We start from the raw sequence: 19,223 nt of genomic DNA, 5'->3' as shown, positions 1-19,223 counted from the left end.
ACAATATTGTGAAACTACATTTCTATTTCAATGTATCAGAGTTTTTAGAAGATTTCAATTTATTTTATAATGATAAGTTTCCTACACTTTTCTTACTGTAACAATACAATTTTTTGAAAATAATTCTTATATTTTATAAAGAAAGGATAGACTTCTTTGCGTATTTTTAAAAACAAGATATAAAGATTTTTCATATAACACCGCCAAATATACAATTATTCTAATTTTATTTGAGAAATAGAAAAAACGAGCTGTACATAAATACAGCTCGTTACTATATGATATTTATTTCAATATCTCTTAAATATAATTTTTATATAAAACTTATTCATTTTTAATAAAGTTATTATTTTACATAATTAAATTGAATTTCTTCCATTTCCTCATGATAACTTACAAATAAATCATAGTTTTGAAAATACCAAAGATCATCAGAATCTACAAAAAATATAATACCTTCCTTCTCAACTGACACTATTTCGCCATCGGGTTTCTCAGCAACAACCCCTAAAGAATATCCGGGCTGAATTGAACTATTCCCTCCGTACCTTACAGTAAAACGTACAGATTCACCGTGCTTTATACGTAATTCTTCCTGGAACCATTGCAGAGCCTTACGATCAATTGAAATTCTCATCTTTATTCCTCCAGTTTACGCAAACTCTTTTTTTCCTAATCGTTGTTTTACAAAAAAGACGAAAATAATTAAGGCTATCAATGCTGAAATTGCACTCCCTGAAAATAAAATACGATAACCAAACATTTGTGAAACAACTCCAAGTAAAATAGCACCTAACCCGATTCCTAAATCAAACGCTGTAAAAAATGAAGCATTTGCAACTCCTCTTTTACTCGGATCGACAATTGTAAGCATTGCCGCTTGCAAAGCTGGCTGTGCTGAACCAAATCCAATACCGTATAATGTTGCTGCGATAATTACACCTATCAAACCATTTGAAATAGTTAAAACAACTATAGCTAAAATAGTAATACATAATGCTGGAAGTATAATGAATACTTCTCCATACTTATCTAATAGTTTCCCTGAAATTGGTCTTACAATTGTTAATGCAATTGCATATACAAGAAAGAAAGTTCCCGGATTCACATGAATTGATGATGCAAATAACGGTAAAAAGGTTGTTATTCCTCCATATGCAAACGATAAAAAGAATACTACAATCGTGATTGTTAATATGGATTTCTCAAATAGCTGCATCTTCCCTTTTTCTTTTTGTGGCGTAAATGGCATCTTCGTTATTAATGATAATACGACTGCCATAAAAGATAACAACGTCGCTAATAAAAATAGACCATCAAATGAATAATTTTGCACAACCCATAATCCAATCATAGGTCCGATCGCCATTGCAATTGTCATCGCCATCCCGTACCAACCCATACCTTCACCGCGGCGTGAATCTGGAATAATATCCGTTATTGCTGTTCCAACAGCTGTTGTAGAAACAGCCCATGTTACTCCGTGAATAACACGTAAAACAGCTAAAAGGACAATAGTCGATGCTATATTATAGGAGTACATCGTTAAGCCAAAAAAGATGAGTCCGAAAATAATAAAGGATCTTCTACCATATTGATCTAACATTCCTCCAATAATCGGTCGTATTACAACAGCAGCTATTGTAAACATCCCCATCATAAGTCCAACTTGCGATTCATTGCCACCTATCTCTTTAATAAAGAGCGGGAGCGTTGGAACAAGTAAATAAAATCCTGTAAATAAAAATAACATTGCGAAAGTCATTTGAATAAATGATTTCGTCCATAATCGTTCCATAAAAATACCTCCATACACTCGTAAAATATTACGATTAACACCCTCATTGTATATTTTTTTTATCTCTTTTCCCTCCGCAAATAGACGTATCTTTTCATATTAAATAGTCCACCATCAGCTTACATTAGTCTTAAGACTTTGTACGCATGTTTTAAACGAAAGTCCTATATATGTACCTTTATACGTGTGAAAAGAATATACTAATTTATTAACACAACTTAGGAGTGAATATTTTATGTGGGTATTATTAAGAGTAACTGCCGTAGTTCCTTCGACTCCTGGGATACATGTTCCTGCAGTTCATACAGCTAGCTCCGATGTAGGAATTGAACTTCCCGCAACTTGGCAGCAATATCAAATTCCCGGTCAAGTTACCCCTTCATTTTGGCATCATGGTGCCCATCCAAGTAGCACTACCTTTTATCATCCTAGCTACGCTCCACTACCTCAAGCTCAAGTCTTTTATCATTTCCCATCAATTTATTTTCAAAATTTTTATGGTACGTTTAACATTTAAAACACATCATTTCATAGCTACTACATTTAAATGAAAAAAGCACTTAAGATTGTAATTTTCACAAATCTTAAGTGCTTTTTAATATTTTTTATAAATTTTTCTTATTGCCCATTATTAGCAGGGGCCTCTCCTGCATTACCGCCAGTCTCTGGTTGTGTGGTCGCTGGTGGAGTTGTATTTCCTTGACCTCCTCCATTATTTGCTGGAGGTGTCGTATTTCCTTGACCTCCTCCGTTATTTGCTGGAGGTGTCGTATTTCCTTGACCTCCTCCATTATTTGCTGGAGGTGTCGTATTTCCTTGACCTCCTCCATTATTTGCTGGAGGTGTCGTATTTCCTTGGCCTCCTCCATTATTTACTGGAGGTGTCGTTCCTTGGCCATTTCCATTATTTTGTTCTTCTTGTTTCTTTTGCTCTTCTTGTTTCTTTTGTTCTTCTTGCTTCTTAAGTTCCTCTTGTTTCTTTTGTTCTTCTTGTTTTTTCAGTTCTTCTTGTTTCTTTAATTCTTCTTGCTTTTTCTCTTCTTCAGTTTTTTGCTGTTGATCTTGTTTTGGTTGCTCCGTTGTATCCGGTACGCTAGTATTTGGCGATGAATCACGTTTTTCACCTTTTATACGTAGCTCACTACCTTCTTGAATAACGCTACTTGGCATTTTAAAGCGTGATTTATCTGTAGCCATTTCGCTCATCATTTCTTTAAAGATCAACTGTGCAATTTTCGTATTTTTACTACTAATATACTCGTCTTTACCATCTTTCATATACCCAGTCCATACTGCCATCGTATATTGCGGTGTATATCCAGCGAACCAACTATCACGAGTTGCACTTTCTGGAATTTTATATTGAGCTAATTGCTTTGATGAATAGTTTGTCGTACCCGTTTTACCAGCTACATCTAAAGAGCCTACATTTGCCGATGTACCAGTACCTGATGTAACTACAGAACGAAGCATATCAGTAATCATGTATGCGGTAGAATCTGTCATAACTTGTTTTGGTTTTTGTCCAAAACTTTGTGACTTACCGTCTGGATAAACGACTTTCTTAACAAAATGCGGTTTCGTATATTTACCTTCATTACCAAATGCCGCATAAGCACCCGCTATTTCAGTTGGCGATACTTCATTTGTACCAATCGCTGTCGATTCTGTCGGTGCTGTATTAAATGTAATACCTAGTTTCTCAGAGAATTCTTTCGATTTACTAATCCCTACTTCTTTTGCAGTTTTAATTGCAGGAATATTACGCGACATTTTTAATGCTTCACGCATTGTAATTGGACCCATATGACTTCTATCTGCATTTCGTACTTCTTGTCCCGTTGAATACTTAAATGGAGAGTCATCAATTTGATGGTACGTAGCCCATTTTAAATATTCAATTGCAGGAGCGTAGTCGAAAATCGGCTTCATCGTTGAACCAGCTGCACGATCTAATTCAATTGCCATATTATGCCCTTTAAATACAGCTTTATTTTCTCCACGGCCACTACCTATAGCACGAACTTCTCCTGTTTTCGTATCCATAAATGTGAATGCACCTTGGAATTTATCGTTCGGATAATCAATGATATTATTATTTAAAATATTATCAGCAAGTTTCTGTGCTTTCGGATCTAACGTTGTATAAATTTCTAAACCGTCAGAACCGATATTAGCATCTGGTAATTCTTTTTCTACTTCTTTCACAACTGCATCCATAAATGCAGGGTATGGCATTGTTTGTAGTTGAGCTGCAGGCTTGAGTCCCTTTTCTACGTCAACTTTTATCGCTTCTTCCATTTCCTGTTTTGTTATATATCCATGTCGATTCATTAAGTTTAGAACAACATTTCTTCTTTCTGTTGCTTTTTGAACATTTTCTTTTTTCGTTGGATCATAGTTATTCGGTGCTTTCGGTAAACCTGCAAGCATCGCAACTTCTGGTAATGTTAAGTCCTTCAATTCTTTACCATAGTAGTTTTGTGCTGCTGTTGCGATACCATATGAACGATTACCTAAGTTAATTTTATTTAAGTACATCTCTAATATTTCATGTTTTGAATACTGTTGTTCTAGCTTATAAGCTAAATATATTTCTTGCGCCTTACGCTTTGGTGTTTTATCCATAGATAAGAAGTAGTTTTTAATAACTTGCTGCGTTATCGTACTTCCACCTTGAGAGCCATAATCTCCTTTAAGACTCACTAAAACAGCACGGGCAGTACCTTTAAAGTCTACTCCGCTATGCTCATAAAAACGTGAATCTTCTGTCGCTAAAAATGCATTTTCTACTAATTTAGGTATTTGATCATACGTAACATTCGTCCTTTTTTCTTTTCCATATTCATATACCAAATCCCCGTTTTTATCATAAATTTTTGAGGATAACGGATTAACAAGTTTTGCTTTTTCCAGTTTTGGTGCGTCCTTAATCATTACGAAAAAGGTAGCAACCCCCGCCACTAAACCTACAATACCAAGTAATAAACAAGTAATTAAAAACTTGCGGAAAAATGATGTTTTACCTTTTGGTTTTTGTGTTTTAGAAGCTGGTTGTTTTTTCTTTTTAACTTGTCGTCGCTCCTCGCGAGAACGATAATTTTCTGACATGTTACTTTCTCCTGCCTTTCAATTCTCCCGTTGATTTAATTAAAAATATTGAGGTCACTTTCGTAAATACGTTTAGGCAAGAAAGTGTATTGACCTGGAGCATTCAATATTTTCCCAATTCACAGATTACAAATTTTAGAATGGCTCTTATACATACTATTTTCACTTCTAATTTTCTAATAATGCTGCCCCTTTTAGCATAATAATGAAAGAAGTGAATTTTTATTACCTCGTATAAATAATATACCTTTTTTTCAAATGGTCAATATTTTCTTATTAATAAATCAAAGGTGAAATAAAAATAGCATATCGATATGAACTTCGTGTGAACTTACTTATAATTACGTATAACCAATATTTAATATATTTAATATTGGTATAATACCTCTTTAATTATAAAGATTTCAACACCACAATACCGTTTCCTACAAAGAATTATTAAAAATGAAAAATAAGGAGTTGCATAATAATGAAGCTATCTCCGGTTACCTCAAAAAATATAGTTGCTGTTGGTTATAATCCTTTTTCTATGATTTTGCGAATCCAATTAAAGCATGGTATGTATGATTTCTTTAATGTACCAGAAAGCATTTATACTGGCCTATTACATGCACAATCTAAAAGTTATTATCATAATACTTACATTAAAAATTCTTTCCGCCACACAAAAATTTAAACTTAACACCCACTAAAAAAGAAAGGAGGTTAATCCTCCTTTCTTTTAAAAACATTTGGCAGATGAATTATCTTCGATTTCTCTTATTAATTTCATCATATGCTTGAATTTGTTTTTTCAAACGCCGATCAGCTTTTTTATCATGCACTACAAGAATTGCGTGTATAACTCCTGGAACCCAAAATATTAATGTTAATATGAAATTTATGATTGCCTGAATTGGTTTTCCACAAAATAATACAGCAACAGGTGGAAGAAAAATTGCTAATAAATACATCATCCCTTGAAAACTCCTTATTTTATATTTTATATATCACTTTTCAAAATATACGCAAAAAAACCTACTACCATTTTAATCTTAACCTGCCTCTAAAATCAATGTATCCCCTTCTATTTATATAAGTATTTCAGACTTTTCATTGTTTTCTAGCCTATTTTCTTCCTCTATTGCAGTTATTCCAATTGCGGAAATTAACGTTCCTATCGCTTGTATCCAAATACCAATGAGTGCAATGATTCTCTCATCCTTCTTATCAAAAATACTATCTTTATTTTCTTTCTCATCTTTCAATACATTTAAAACACCTTGATACGCTTGTAATCCAGCTCCTAAACTTTGCATGGAGTTACCCAGTATAATAATTTTCTGTAATACATTTATATCCACCAAAGCTGCTTCTACTCCTAAAAAAGCACCAATCGATTGTAAACTGTTCCCTGTAATGATAAGATAATCATTCTCTTTCAATTGTTCATTTATATTAAAATATATTCCTATTACATTTGATATATTTCCTAATGCTAATAACTCAATTCCTATTTGATCAAGTAATTTACTTTGATTCTCTCTTTTTTCTTCCCCATCATCATAATTGCTCGCAATGATTTGTAATATATACCCGAGGGCTTGTAATGAGCTTCCTACAATAACAAGTTCCGATTCAACTTTCTCTTCTCCAATAAATCCTCTTGTCGTTCCAATAGCAGCTGTAAGATTCCCCCCTACTTGAAACCATGCCCCTGTCACTTTTAAACTGCTTGGATTCATTTTTATCACCTATTCAAATATTTTCTAAAGCTTTCAAAACAAACAAATCTCACCCTTAATCTTTTATTTTATTTTTCAGATGTAATTTTGTGAATGATATAATGTGCTACTAATATAAAAAGCACCTTAAAGGTGCTTTTTATACGCATGCTGGGCATGTCAATGAATCTCCATTTTTATCTATTGTTATATTCAATATATATTCAATCGCTTTATGTGACCAAGTTTCAGGTGTAGGCGATTCATTTATATATTGTGGCGCACATGACTTCAGCATTGGAGTACTAATACTCCCTCCAGGATCTAAAGCAACTACAGCCATGCCATGGGGTAATTCCAGGGCCATAGATTTAGTGATACCTTCAATTGCAAATTTCGAGGCACAATATGGCGCAAGCTCAGCTTCACCTTCTCTCCCCCAACTAGAACTCATATTAATGATAATTCCTTCTTTCCTAGATACCATTGCGGGAACAAACGCTCTTATTACATTTACTACACCATTCACGTTTACATTCATTACACTTTCGAATTCTTGAGCCGTAATTTTCCAAAGTTGTGCATTTTGATTTACAATCGATGCATTATTTATTATCAGATTGGGAGCCGTATGTCTATTAAGTATATAATTTGCCCAATTGTTAACTTGCTGAGAATCTGAAACATCAATTACTTGGAAATCATGTATTTTACTGTACTGTTTTTTTAGTTCTTCAATTTTATCTTTTGAACGTCCACAACCATATATGTTCCACCCTAATTCATGAAATCGATCAACCATCGCACGTCCTAACCCTTGTGTCACACCTGTAATAATTACAGATTTACTAATTTCTTTTCGCTTCATTTCTCTCATCCTCCTTCCCTATATCTTACTCTCTTCATTTTTATTCAGCGATTTACTATAGTATCAACTCAACTCATACTTTAGTAATGGTTTTGATATTGCATACATAAGCAAAAAAAGTAACCATCATGGTTACTTTTTGCTATATATCTAAAAATTCATTGTTTATTTCATTATTGTTTTTACATTTCAGCTTCTCTTTTCCACATTTCTCACACTGGTAAATATAAACTACACCTAATATACCTTTTTTAAAATCCTCATTATCCTGCATCTTAATAAAAATATATTTATGTTTACAATGCGATTCACCCAAATAATTTTTAAACCACTTTTTCAACACAACACATTCCATCTTTATGATAGAACCTTTATTTAGCTGCTTTATTATATAGTTTTATTTAAATGTTCAATCTCATCTTGCAATTTTTTAAATTGCTCAAAATGCATGGTAATAGATTGGCTACTACCATAATCAACATTTTGTTTCACTAATATAACACCCGTATCATGAAAAAGCGCTTCAAGTTCTTTCCTAATAGACACTTTCGCAATATGGGCTGTTTTAATTGCAGATAAAATTGCAATTTCATTAAACTTTAATTTTATTTCATTTGGACAAAATGCGTCTTCAACTAATATAACTTCATTACTATAAATTAGTGCAACAAGATTACTTGATTTGGCATCTGTTAAATCAACTTTTTTCATAATATCTTTCATTACATTTTGCCTCCTTTATTTTCATATATATCAATTATACAAATTTTTTTAAAAAATTACTCAACTTTATTATATTAATTTTAACACACTTTTATTGAAATCCATGCTCCAAACGTTTTACTATTCCACAATTTTTATTGTATGAACCATCTGGACTATAACTCCATATAGTAATGTTAACAACTTATTATAAAGCAGGTGAAAATTATGCCATCAGTTGTAGGAAATTTAGTTGTACAAAATAGCAATGGATCATTTAACTTAGGTGATTTCTACAACGTATCTCCGAAAGAAAATACGAAAGCTTATAATGGTTCCGGCGCATCAAACGTTGGTTTTGTTGTTAATACTTTTAGCGGTGTTAGCGCGACCAATACATTTGATTCTGACCTTGCAGATCAAAACCAAGTGGGTACAGCCTAATCTTATGTTCAACTTTCTGTATAGAAAATTTTAATTTGTCTATACTATAATCAGGCTGTTTGACAGCTCTTGTTGATTTTGGAGTACCCTATCTTTTTCTCCCTTTCCCTGGGGCTCAGCAGCTAGCACGAAGCTAGCTGCTTTTTCTTGTATTATTTGTCTCATAAACCAGAAATAAAAGAAGCTGCCATTTAATATTCAGCTTCTTTTACGTTATTTCAATAATATCCATAGCGTTAAATACGTAAGTTTTATAAAAGGCGTCTGTACAAATTACAATTTGTTTTACCGGATTGATATGTACAACAGTCATGTAGCTTGTTAGTATGTAACCATCTTCAAAATATGTTACCAATATTTCTTTCTCAGACAATAATGACGTTAATAATTTATCAGAAATTCTCTCTTTTGCTTCATTTGTTAAAAGCGGTTTTTGTACTTTTAATTTCTCTCCAATAATCTTTCTCATATTTAAAAGTTGTTCGGACATTACTGTAAACAGAACCCACTCTCTTTCTTCTTTTTGTATCTTTACATCGTTCATTTTTTATCTCCTTGATCATTTATACATTTATTTAGCCATACTATCCCTTAGTTATTTTTAATACTTACTAAACTCGGATTTACTTCTAAACTATAATTAGGTTACCTCTCAAAAGAACATTCGTTCTTATTATACACGAACTTACGTTCTTTTGAGAAGAGCCATACTTATTATTTCTTAACAAAAAACATAATTTTATTTATCTCCATACTTTTTTCCTTTATCAAATAAACTTCTCATTTCTTATATAACATGCATATAACAACTAAAAGGCGACTTCACCCAAAGTGAAATCGCCCTTTTCTAAAAAATATTTCAAAGCTTATTTTTCTATCCTAACTAATGTTCTTTCTGGAATACATAATTCATCTATATTAAAATGATTTATTTTTAAGTTCAATTCCCCTACTCGTTCCTTATCTTCATCACCAACCCAACAACTAAATAATTCGAAATAGTCTCCATCTTCCAAATAACCTTCCATAATCTTGCATAAAGTTAAAAGTTTTTCTTTCGCTTCTTTTTTTCCTTTACATTTTGCCACTCGACAAGTTCAATTCCCCAACTAGTTGAAACCTCATATGTGTAATTTGTTTAGAATTGATAATCTTTTACAATTTCAAGCATACTTTCATCTGAAAAACACGGTCCAAAAACAATTAGATTATTAGAATCCGGATCCGTTAACGGAATTTCTACATTACAGCCTATGTAACTTGCTAAACTCATTTTATACTCCTCCAGTATTCGTATAAAAAATACTTCATAGTATATTTATTTACTCAAATATAAAATCCCTGCCTAAACGAAAAGGTTTTAAATTTTTATCGTTTATTAACCATCTATAACTGAAAACATATACTATGATGAACGAACTCACAAAGCATAAGAAAAGAGAGCATTTACAACACTCTCTTTTCTTACATACTCTATGGAACTTTACAAAACTGAATCAATGATTTTTATTATTATATTTTATTACATATACTTAGGTTGTACTATTATATATAACTCTCTCTCTGTATCCGCTTTTTTCGGATGACGAAAATAATTAAGTTCGTACTTTAACACTTTATACTCAACCATCCCGATTTTAATCCCTTTCGTTTCTTTTAATATAGCTAATAAATCACTTACATTTTCATCATATGACTCAAAAATTTTCGCGCCGCCCTCTCCTTGAAAGATTACTTTCATATATTCTCCACCACCTTAATTTATTGATGTGGTAAATGACGCGTTTAAAACGATTCATTCTTTATCCTAAAATTTTCATATGAAAAAGAACATCCTTTCCAATCGAATGCTCAGCTTTTTACTAATTATCCATGTTAAATATTTATTCAAAAACATTATATGTATTATTTTTTAAATTATGTTCGATATCCATTATTAAAGAGTAAATATATGTAATAAACTTGCATAATGAAAACCGTAGAATATTCACTTTCGTTGAAATAATTATAATCCATAATTTTCCATTGTAATTCTTAATATTTAAATGTAATATTGTATTGTCTTACTATCTATTTATAACTCACACACTAATTAGAAAAGGGAACTCTATATGAGTTCCCTTTTCTAATTATGATTACAGTCATTATTTCTTTTCTAGAAATTTAAATGTATCTTTAAATTCTTTATTATTCACTTTAATATCAGCATCTTTCAATAAATCATTGACTACTTGTTGTTTCCATTTACCTGTCGTATCTTGTAGTCTTTGTTGTTCTATATCTTTACGTATTTTATCCTTTACTTCATCAAATGGCTTCAATTCTTTTTTATCCGTCACTTTAATAATATGGTAACCGTAAGTTGTTTTAACCGGCTCACTTACTTGGCCTGCATCTAATTTATACGCAGCTTCCTCAAATTCTTTCACTGTTTGCCCAGGGGCAAAACCAGATATTTCCCCGCCCTGTTCCTTTGAACCAGTATCTTCTGAATACTGTTTTGCTAAGGCAGCAAAATCTTCACCATTATTTACTTTCTCCTTTATTTCTTTAGCCGTTTTTTCATCTTTCACTAAAATGTGACTTACTTTCATTTCTGGTTTATAGTTATCTTTCACATCTTTATCTGTAACTGTTGCTTTAATCGCTTTCTCAAATGCAATTTCTGGCTTCATTTTTTCTTTTAATTCATCTTCATTTTTCAACCCAAGTTGTTCTAAAGTCGCTTTAAAGTTTTCACCCATTTTATCTTTTGCTTCTTCTACTTTCTTTTTTGCTTCCTCATCTGAAACTTTATATTTATCTAGCAATGCCTTACTTAACATCATTTGATATAAAGTACTTTCTCCATATTGTTGTCGTAATTCTTTACTTAATTCTTTCTCTGTAACATTTCCTACTTTTGATGTTACTACGTTGTCTGAGGAACCACATGCAGATAATGCTAGCATCATGCATGAAATAATTGTTCCAATAAATATTTTCTTCTTTTTCAATTCAAATACCTCACTTTTATCATTATGCAAATTAACTATACACAGTCATTGTGAAAACAGTGTGTTTTCTACATGTAATTCATTTCATATGAGTTGACTATGTATCATGTATTTTCATTTTTAAATATAAAGAGTCTTCTTACTATGCATAGTAAGAAGACTCTTTATATAATTCTCAAAAAAATATAGCTTCTATAGTTGCTTAATAATTACATGTTTTTCAGGTATCCAACTATTCTGCCCGATATCTACCGCATTTCCCACTCTACCCCACACTCGAAAAGATGTCGATCCATCTATGTTTCCTTTATAATTCATACATTCAGGCTCTTCATAATAATTTACTCCGTAACCGACAGGATATTTTGAAGTTGCATAAAACCATTTCACATTAAAATGTTTTAAATATACCCACTGCTTATCGTTCCCTAAACAAATCATATCTTGCTCACCGCCTCCCCAATAACCTGCTAAGATTAAATATGGAATTTTCTGAGTGAGTGTACCTGTAAATTGGGGATTCATGGGGTTTTCATATAAATTTATTCCATATCCATCAGGATATTTCGAAACTGCAATACCAATGCCATTCGTTTGCTGTGTATACACTATGTTAGATTGATTTGCTTTGTTCGAATTTATAAACCAAGAAAGTGACTTATTTCCTACTAATCGATTCAGATCACATTTCCCAATCCCAGGAACATTCCCTGAATCCGTATATTGCCACATATCGCATGGATATGCTGGCTTATTCCCTCCATAACGAGGGATCCATACGAAATCAGCTTCAATATTACGTGCTCCAAATGATAGATACGTGTGATGCCCTACATATAATCCTACTTTTTCCGCACCTAAACGGCGTAATTCATCAATAAATGCCTGTGTCCCGCCTTGCATATCTACCATCGTTTGAACTTCTACGTCCGCTACCCAAAACTTAGCAGATTGATCACCACGATTCCAAAAATCTTGTGCCTCTTTCTTTGCATCAGCAATAGATATAAAACGGCAAAAAGCATAATTACCGAATGGGATACTATGCTTTTTCATTTCACTAACATAATTTTGATACATAAAATCCACCGTATTAGAGCCATCTTGAACTCTAGCAATCACTAAATCTAGCTGTGATGCTGCAATATCCCAATTGATAGTTCCATTCCATTTTGAAATGTCTACAATATACCCCATACATTCCAGCTCCTTTTGAATGTCCTATTCATAGCTAGTTTTATTGTAAGCCTCAGCTCTCTAAAACTAGCTATCTATAATATAAGTAAAAAGAATCTTTACCGTTTTTCAAAATATATTCTCTTTCAGAAATATTTCTATTAGTTTTAACATGTTTGCCACATAAAATATTCGAAATACACCCTACTATTCATTTATTATGTAATCTCGTCCTATCAATCATTTTTACATATATTAGAAAAAATCCCTATATTATTAAGTTATAACTTTCAGTATCAATTTCCTTTCAACTAAAAAATTTCATCCCTCATTTTCTATATATTCTTAAGTCAAAATTACTACCTCTACATGAAATTTGAGATTTAGAAAAATTTTAATTAATTGAAGTTTACTCCTTTTAAATCACAATTTTCCAACCTGAACACTATTGGTGCATAAAAAAGACATTTTCTATTAATGAAAATGCCTTTTTACAGTTTAATAAAACAACTTTGGTGCTAAATCTGTATTTTGCAATTCTTGATTTTCACTACTCATAACACAACTTGTGGAAAATAGAATTGGTATACTACAAATCTCATCATTCATTACATCACGAAATACATTGCCAGCAACACCTGTAAACGTTTGACATAAGTTAGAAATGTCGTCATTGAAAAACTGAATGACTTCCGCAGCGAAAACCGGAAAGACAACATTCGGTCCGCCAGGGAACTGAGGCTGTACCACAACTTGTTCAAAATAAGGATTATTTTCTAGTGCTACTTGAAATAAATGAGCTATTTCAAATGCATCTAGTGGACAAGGAAATGGATTTACAATTTCATTCTCATTATTCGTTACAATAACTGTCACACTTACATTCCCAAATTGTACAAAAGATTTTAAAAGCGTTGCTAATGCCCTCGCTTTTTCGTTGCTTAACGCATGCACTAAAATAATATAATTACCACCAACAGGAATAAGTGGCCCAACTGTAACAGTTGGATCAGCACCTATTGAATTTTTTAATTCATTAAAATATGTGATCCACGGTGGCGAAAGCTGAGCTTGTACATTTTCTTCCACTACTTTATACTACCTCCTTATACCATTCTTACTAACATAATATGTAACAAACTAAAAAATGCATTAATTATATTATTCATTTTCGTATTTATTGATTATATTAATTAAACATTTTATTTCGCATTCTCAATTTCCCCTTTACATCTTTAATCACTTTTACTACTATAAAATTCTTTATTATAAGCAAATCAACTGAAATTTCATATTATACTAATACGACTCTATATCCTTTAAATTATAACACTCAATATTAGGAGCTGATTTCATGGAAAAAAAACCTATCGTGTTTAAAATCCCACCAAATTCAAAACTAAAAGTTACATTTTTCGGTCCTTGTAACGAAGTAATTACAAATGTGTCTATAATTAATCAACTATGCACCCCTAAATGTCAAACTATCACGCAATATCCAGACTTTAAGAAATATGTAACTGAAGTACGATCGTTATCCCGTTGTTAGTCCGCATAATGCACGATTTTCACAACTTTGTTACCTAAAGATAACTGAGAAAGAAAATAACTGCATTCCTAAATTAAAATTACTCATTTTATGATATTCCATTGATAATTCATTGATTTTTTACACGTTTTTATTAATAGAACATATATTATCGTATGGAGATTATCCACTCATAAAACCTATCTTTCTTTGGAGCATACTTTTTATGTATGCTCTTTTTTTATGCAACCGTCCCCCTTCTAAATTGACCAACAATATATTAAAATTCTTTATATACTCAAGGAGGTCAAATATGTTCAAGTTGCATCCAATACTACTCATCTTAGGATTGATTTTGTTTTTATATAGTGTAATCGCCTTTATGTTATTCTTTTCAGTGTATTAGGATTCCCTACACAAATCTATGTTCAATATATAATTTCTATATAGTAAAGAAAAAACGTAACGATACGATCTTTTATGTATTCCGTCTTTCTTGTTCTATAAGAAAACTAGTAAACTTACTAACAATGAGTTTTCACAAGCATGTTACTTATTATTCTGTTTATTATCTGAAGAAGATTGAAACCCTTACAAATTAAACTATACTTAACCTGTTTACTTATATATTTTAGAAAAACAATAATAATCCCCCACCATTTGGTAAGGGGATTAACTAAACCTACTAAAAAACATTTGATGATCTGTTTTATTTAATTGGAGAAGGAAATCTTGCTGCTTCAAAATGTGCCCCATCTTCTAAAGGACTTAAAACCCCATCTATACTACTTTGTGCATAAATCTCAACTTCATCCCCTGCATTCAATTGAACAATCGTCGAAACACTTACGACATTTCCAAAACTTATTGGACCAAAAAAGTCATTATCTATAGCTATCGCTGCGTTTCCATTCACACGAATTTCTACACGCGCTCTATAATTTAAAGTTGGATCATTTGGAAAGAAACCAATCGTTCCAATAATAGAATATACTCCTTTAGTCTTCGGCGTAAAAATAGATGTTGCTGGATTATACTCATTCGCTAAATCAAATTGTTCATTTTGAAATAACACTTTCACAAAAGTATTAGCAGGAACATTTTGATTCACAGTATTTCTAGCTCTAAATGCCGATGCTCTAACAAGATTGTCCTTATTATCATGACACTTACTAATGTTCTTACAACAATCATGATGCTTCTTTTTATACTCCTTACAATACTTACAGTAGTAATAACAAGACATACTAATTCCCCTTTCAAACTTATTACTACATATTATGTAAGATTGATTTATAAGGTTTGGACTAGCTATTTTTCTTATTCATAAGGGCGCTATTAATCTGCACCCTTATTTATATAAACCACTTCATTCCTTACTAGTTATAAGTTGTATATAGTTCCATATGGAATAGTAAGAAAAGAACTTCCGTACGGTGTAACATGATGTACTGGATAAAAATACTCTACGGATGAGTAATATGGTTGTACTCCTTGCTGCTGCATTTGTTGTTGCATTTGCAATGCTTGTTGAATAGCTTGAACTGTACTTTGTGCTCCACTATACGTTATAGACGTACCATACGCTGGTCGCATGCCAGCTTCAGAATTAATATATGAATAAAACATAATTTTCAACTCACTTCCGTATAATTTGTTACACATTATATTATGATTCTTTATTTCATTGGTACTATAATGCTAGTTCGCTCGCTTATATTCAAATGATAAAATAAAAAAGTAGCTGCTAGACTACTTTTAATTCTTCTTATTACCAAATGAAATGATATACATATTCTCCGTTTACACGCTCATCAATTCCAGCAACCCTAACGAATCTAAGTAAATCCGCCCCTTGAAGAAAATATACCGACATCGTAACCGGTACTTGTGACCACATGAATTGATAAAGCTCATTCACTCTCTGATTCGTCGTAACGATTAAATCATTTACAGGTCCATGATTCCATGCAGAGGTTTGAACTGAAGTGAAAGAAAGGTCTTTCCCATTAACCACTATTCTTGCCACGCTTTGAGTTATGTCCACAATACTCCCCTCCAACATTACAAAAATTGGACCTTTTTTAGTTCATATTATTATAAATATTCTTGACTGTAATAAATGTTTAAGGCAAATCCCTAATAAAGTGAAACTTTAATCAGTGGGGGTCTTACTGCCCGTTAATGCGGGATACAATTTTTTTATTCATATCCCTCAATTCCCATTACAACCATATAATTTCTAACCTGATTCAATTTTTGTAAAAGTTGAACCTGCAAATGTAAATTCCATAAAAGTATTAGAAAAATTAAACTTTACTTTTGAAGGTACTCTGAGAAAGAGCGAAAAATTAGCTGAAAAGCTTATCGATTTAAATATTTATTCGAAATTAATAAGCGATTAATTTTAGTCACTCTGCCCATACTTAATCAAAGTTTGGGCTTCTTTAATTTCTGTATAAAATTCAAAAGTTTGACACAATCCTGGAAAAAGCTTATAAAGAAAAGTGAGGTTCCGTTATTTTCACACTTAGTAGCGCAGTCATGTTACATACAATTTTATAAGTGTGAACGAACTACAAAACTAAAAAACAAATAATAAGTTTGCAACATGTTTGCAAATACGAATTTTGCATATAAATTCGTGTGATATTGAAAGGAGTTTTACTTATGAAAGAAATTAAAACAGAACAAGAATTCAAAGACATCATCGCAAGCGAGGAGCCAGTAGTTGTTAAGTTCTTTACTACATGGTGCCCAGATTGCGTACGTATGGACAACTTTATCGGAGATGTAATGGAAGAGTTCAATAAATTTGAATGGTATTCTATTAATAAAGATGAGTTTCCAAGTATCGCTGAAGAGTATCAAGTAATGGGTATTCCAAGTTTACTTGTATACCAAAACGGTGAGAAGCTAGGCCACTTACATAGTGCTAATGCAAAAACTGAAGAGCAAGTTACTGAGTTTTTAGAAGCATACTAAGATGAAAGCCCTCTGGAAAATATTTTTCAGAGGGCTTTCATCTGCTTTCATAATTATCTTTTGACGTTTTTCCTCGTTTAATGAATTACACCTTGTCATGATAAGAATAATATGTAGTAAGAAAAGTATTCGTTTCTTGATCCATCTCCCCTCCTCTCTCTTTAGTAAATAAACTCCAATTCGGTTTACACCCTGACTTTGTACTTTTCAACATATTTTTCCTTCACGAAACTTTGTTATCCCCTTCTTAAAAAGCTATAAAACGTCAACAATGTTTGTATAGACCCACACGACTTTCGTTTGATACTCTATTTATAGAAAGAAATTCCTTTAAAGAAAGGTGAGTGATTAAAATGGATACTCTTTCTCATAAAGAAGCTGATAAAGGCGCTATTGTCAGCATTATGGCCTACATATTTTTATCCTCTATGAAAATCATCATCAGTTATATTACCCTCTCTAGCGCATTACGTGCTGACGGTTTAAATAACTTAACGGATATCGGTGCTTCTTTAGCGATATTAATTGGTCTAAAAATATCTCGTAAACCTCGTGACCCAGATCATCCGTATGGGCATTCGCGGGCTGAACAAATCGCATCACTTGTTGCGTCCTTCATTATGGCAACAGTCGGATTAGAAGTTGTTATTAGTGCCATTCAATCTTTCTTAAATCCGAAACAAGCAGCGCCTAATGTACTCGCTGCATGGGTTGCTTTATTTTCTGCTGTCGTTATGTATTGCGTGTATTTGTATACGAAAAAAATTGCAGCACGAACAAAAAGTAAATCATTAGAAGCCGCTGCAAAGGATAATTTATCAGATGCACTCGTAAGTATTGGTACTGTAGTAGGTATTGTCGGTTCTCAGTTCCAAATGCCTATTTTAGACCCTATTGCCGCTTTAATTGTCGGTCTTATTATTTGTAAAACTGCATGGGAGATTTTCGTAGAATCTTCTCATATGCTTACAGATGGAATTGATCCTGATAAAATGGAAGAATACGCTGATGCTATTGAGCATATTGGCGGTGTGGAAAACATTGTAGATATTCGAGCACGTATGTACGGGAATCAAACGTACGTTGATATTACAATTGAAGTAGATGCTCGCATGGATGTTGGAGAAAGTCACTGTATTACCGACAACATCGAAGCTATGCTTCGCAAAAAGTTTGGAATTTACCATGCACACATTCATGTTGAGCCAATGAAAAAAGAACCTATTATGACATAGGTTCTTTTTTTATGAACGTTTTATGGAATATAACACATAAAACGAGCCAGCTACCACCAGCTGCCCATCCTGCTAATATGTCAGATGGATAGTGCACGCCAAGATATATTCGGCTAACTGAAATAGATAATACAACAAAGCTTGCTATAAGAATAATTAACAATTTTTTATGCAACGAAATACGCTCTTCAGTAATTGTGACGTATGCAATAAATCCTAAAAAAGCAGTAGCATTCATCGTATGACCGCTCGGAAAACTATATCCAGTTGCAGTAACAAGCTGGGTGACATCAGGTCTTGCTCGTTCGTACCATAGTTTAAGCATACTGTTTAAATAACGTGATCCGTAGTAATTAATTGTTAGAAGCAACGCACTAAGCAACTTTTTTCTAACGAGAAAATACATTACAAGAATAATGAGTAATGGAAAATATATTCTTTTGGAACCGATAAAAGACACCCAAGTAAAATAGGTCGTCAAATAATCGTTTCGAAAGCTTTGAATAAAATGTGCGACTATATTGTCAAAGTTCTCAATACAAGCGGTATGATACGAAAGTGATAATACGACAAAACAAATGAGTAACGTAAAACTTAGCAAGTATAAATGTCGATATCGTTTCACATACATAACCTCACTATGCAAAAAAATGGAGCGGTTGTTTTAGTTTTCCTCT

Annotated in this window: 23 protein-coding genes and 2 pseudogenes; 7 read left to right on the top strand and 18 right to left on the bottom strand. The window is 32.4% G+C overall.

What is annotated here, in order from left to right:
- Positions 1-346: 346 nt before the first annotated feature.
- Both NST86_RS11545 and NST86_RS11540 read right to left on the bottom strand, forming a co-directional pair.
- On the bottom strand, positions 347-637 hold the full coding sequence (locus NST86_RS11545; protein ID WP_016117763.1) for a HesB/YadR/YfhF family protein: 291 nt from the start codon (positions 635-637) through the stop codon (positions 347-349).
- A 15-nt stretch (positions 638-652) separates the two neighbouring features.
- On the bottom strand, positions 653-1,798 hold the full coding sequence (locus tag NST86_RS11540) for an MFS transporter (protein WP_016117762.1): 1,146 nt from the start codon (positions 1,796-1,798) through the stop codon (positions 653-655).
- Between the two features lie 235 nt (positions 1,799-2,033).
- Here NST86_RS11540 and NST86_RS11535 point away from each other — a divergent pair, with 235 nt between their 5' ends.
- On the top strand, positions 2,034-2,315 hold the full coding sequence (locus tag NST86_RS11535; RefSeq protein WP_000270087.1) for a hypothetical protein: 282 nt from the start codon (positions 2,034-2,036) through the stop codon (positions 2,313-2,315).
- A 101-nt stretch (positions 2,316-2,416) separates the two neighbouring features.
- Here the strand turns inward: NST86_RS11535 and NST86_RS11530 are convergent, their stop codons facing one another.
- Positions 2,417-4,909, bottom strand: coding sequence for a PBP1A family penicillin-binding protein (locus NST86_RS11530; RefSeq protein ID WP_001293945.1), 2,493 nt, complete (start codon positions 4,907-4,909; stop codon positions 2,417-2,419).
- A gap of 469 nt (positions 4,910-5,378) precedes the next feature.
- Here NST86_RS11530 and NST86_RS11525 point away from each other — a divergent pair, with 469 nt between their 5' ends.
- Positions 5,379-5,585 carry a KTSC domain-containing protein gene (locus NST86_RS11525; protein WP_000777843.1) on the top strand — a complete coding sequence of 69 codons (207 nt, stop codon included), beginning with the start codon at positions 5,379-5,381 and terminating at the stop codon, positions 5,583-5,585.
- 67 nt (positions 5,586-5,652) lie between these two features.
- Here the strand turns inward: NST86_RS11525 and NST86_RS11520 are convergent, their stop codons facing one another.
- The 5 genes from NST86_RS11520 to NST86_RS11500 form a co-directional block, all read right to left on the bottom strand.
- Positions 5,653-5,865 (bottom strand): YqaE/Pmp3 family membrane protein, encoded by a 213-nt coding sequence (locus tag NST86_RS11520; protein ID WP_000990219.1) that lies wholly within the window; start codon positions 5,863-5,865, stop codon positions 5,653-5,655.
- Between the two features lie 114 nt (positions 5,866-5,979).
- On the bottom strand, positions 5,980-6,633 hold the full coding sequence (locus NST86_RS11515; RefSeq protein WP_001070041.1) for a DUF6944 family repetitive protein: 654 nt from the start codon (positions 6,631-6,633) through the stop codon (positions 5,980-5,982).
- A gap of 139 nt (positions 6,634-6,772) precedes the next feature.
- Complete coding sequence (locus NST86_RS11510) at positions 6,773-7,480, bottom strand: SDR family oxidoreductase (RefSeq protein ID WP_016117759.1); 708 nt, start codon at positions 7,478-7,480, stop codon at positions 6,773-6,775.
- A gap of 142 nt (positions 7,481-7,622) precedes the next feature.
- Positions 7,623-7,823 (bottom strand): hypothetical protein, encoded by a 201-nt coding sequence (locus tag NST86_RS11505; RefSeq protein WP_000915140.1) that lies wholly within the window; start codon positions 7,821-7,823, stop codon positions 7,623-7,625.
- Positions 7,824-7,867: 44 nt separating this feature from the next.
- Positions 7,868-8,203 (bottom strand): hypothetical protein, encoded by a 336-nt coding sequence (locus NST86_RS11500; protein ID WP_016117758.1) that lies wholly within the window; start codon positions 8,201-8,203, stop codon positions 7,868-7,870.
- 207 nt (positions 8,204-8,410) lie between these two features.
- Here NST86_RS11500 and gerPF point away from each other — a divergent pair, with 207 nt between their 5' ends.
- Positions 8,411-8,626 (top strand): spore germination protein GerPF, encoded by a 216-nt coding sequence (gerPF, locus tag NST86_RS11495; RefSeq protein WP_001141569.1) that lies wholly within the window; start codon positions 8,411-8,413, stop codon positions 8,624-8,626.
- A gap of 208 nt (positions 8,627-8,834) precedes the next feature.
- Here gerPF and NST86_RS11490 read toward each other — a convergent pair whose 3' ends face one another.
- The 6 genes and pseudogenes from NST86_RS11490 to NST86_RS11465 form a co-directional block, all read right to left on the bottom strand.
- Positions 8,835-9,170, bottom strand: coding sequence for a YolD-like family protein (locus tag NST86_RS11490; protein ID WP_016117757.1), 336 nt, complete (start codon positions 9,168-9,170; stop codon positions 8,835-8,837).
- A gap of 322 nt (positions 9,171-9,492) precedes the next feature.
- Positions 9,493-9,899, bottom strand: a pseudogene (locus NST86_RS11485) (hypothetical protein).
- 249 nt (positions 9,900-10,148) lie between these two features.
- Positions 10,149-10,367, bottom strand: coding sequence for a hypothetical protein (locus tag NST86_RS11480; protein ID WP_340933737.1), 219 nt, complete (start codon positions 10,365-10,367; stop codon positions 10,149-10,151).
- Between the two features lie 403 nt (positions 10,368-10,770).
- Positions 10,771-11,622, bottom strand: a complete 852-nt coding sequence (locus NST86_RS11475; protein WP_061663299.1) for a peptidylprolyl isomerase PrsA — start codon at positions 11,620-11,622, stop codon at positions 10,771-10,773.
- A gap of 192 nt (positions 11,623-11,814) precedes the next feature.
- A complete protein-coding gene (locus NST86_RS11470) occupies positions 11,815-12,819 on the bottom strand; it encodes a glycoside hydrolase family 25 protein (protein WP_016117754.1) in 1,005 nt (334 codons plus the stop codon).
- Between the two features lie 477 nt (positions 12,820-13,296).
- A complete protein-coding gene (locus NST86_RS11465) occupies positions 13,297-13,887 on the bottom strand; it encodes a hypothetical protein (protein WP_193533212.1) in 591 nt (196 codons plus the stop codon).
- Positions 13,888-14,152: 265 nt separating this feature from the next.
- Between NST86_RS11465 and NST86_RS11460 the strand changes: the two genes are divergently transcribed.
- Positions 14,153-14,347, top strand: coding sequence for a hypothetical protein (locus NST86_RS11460; RefSeq protein ID WP_000412557.1), 195 nt, complete (start codon positions 14,153-14,155; stop codon positions 14,345-14,347).
- Between the two features lie 688 nt (positions 14,348-15,035).
- Here NST86_RS11460 and NST86_RS11455 read toward each other — a convergent pair.
- The 3 genes from NST86_RS11455 to NST86_RS11445 all read right to left on the bottom strand — a co-directional run bounded on the left by NST86_RS11455 (position 15,036) and on the right by NST86_RS11445 (position 16,373).
- Positions 15,036-15,572: a complement C1q domain-containing protein gene (locus tag NST86_RS11455; protein ID WP_227593366.1), complete on the bottom strand. Its 537-nt coding sequence runs from the start codon at positions 15,570-15,572 to the stop codon at positions 15,036-15,038.
- Between the two features lie 137 nt (positions 15,573-15,709).
- On the bottom strand, positions 15,710-15,955 hold the full coding sequence (locus NST86_RS11450) for a DUF3947 family protein (RefSeq protein WP_000500112.1): 246 nt from the start codon (positions 15,953-15,955) through the stop codon (positions 15,710-15,712).
- Between the two features lie 142 nt (positions 15,956-16,097).
- On the bottom strand, positions 16,098-16,373 hold the full coding sequence (locus NST86_RS11445; RefSeq protein ID WP_000355691.1) for a hypothetical protein: 276 nt from the start codon (positions 16,371-16,373) through the stop codon (positions 16,098-16,100).
- 208 nt (positions 16,374-16,581) lie between these two features.
- On the opposite strand from NST86_RS11445, the pseudogene NST86_RS11440 reads away from it, so the two are divergent.
- From NST86_RS11440 to NST86_RS11430, 3 genes and pseudogenes are all read left to right on the top strand, one after another.
- A pseudogene (locus NST86_RS11440) lies at positions 16,582-16,731 on the top strand (GNAT family N-acetyltransferase); the annotation flags it as partial.
- A 265-nt stretch (positions 16,732-16,996) separates the two neighbouring features.
- Positions 16,997-17,311, top strand: coding sequence for a thioredoxin family protein (locus NST86_RS11435; protein ID WP_000658787.1), 315 nt, complete (start codon positions 16,997-16,999; stop codon positions 17,309-17,311).
- Between the two features lie 353 nt (positions 17,312-17,664).
- Positions 17,665-18,546, top strand: coding sequence for a cation diffusion facilitator family transporter (locus NST86_RS11430; RefSeq protein ID WP_000380385.1), 882 nt, complete (start codon positions 17,665-17,667; stop codon positions 18,544-18,546).
- Here NST86_RS11430 and NST86_RS11425 read toward each other — a convergent pair.
- A complete protein-coding gene (locus NST86_RS11425) occupies positions 18,536-19,171 on the bottom strand; it encodes a phosphatase PAP2 family protein (protein WP_000833370.1) in 636 nt (211 codons plus the stop codon). The genes NST86_RS11430 and NST86_RS11425 overlap by 11 nt on opposite strands.
- Positions 19,172-19,223 lie beyond the last annotated feature (52 nt).

Origin of the sequence: Bacillus sp. FSL L8-0199 (genome assembly GCF_038005705.1) — a bacterium.
In the GTDB taxonomy this organism is placed as follows: Bacteria; Bacillota; Bacilli; order Bacillales; family Bacillaceae_G; genus Bacillus_A; species Bacillus_A cereus.
The sequence above is the reverse complement of the archived record's forward strand: the minus strand, read 5'-3'. Positions and strand labels throughout refer to the sequence as shown.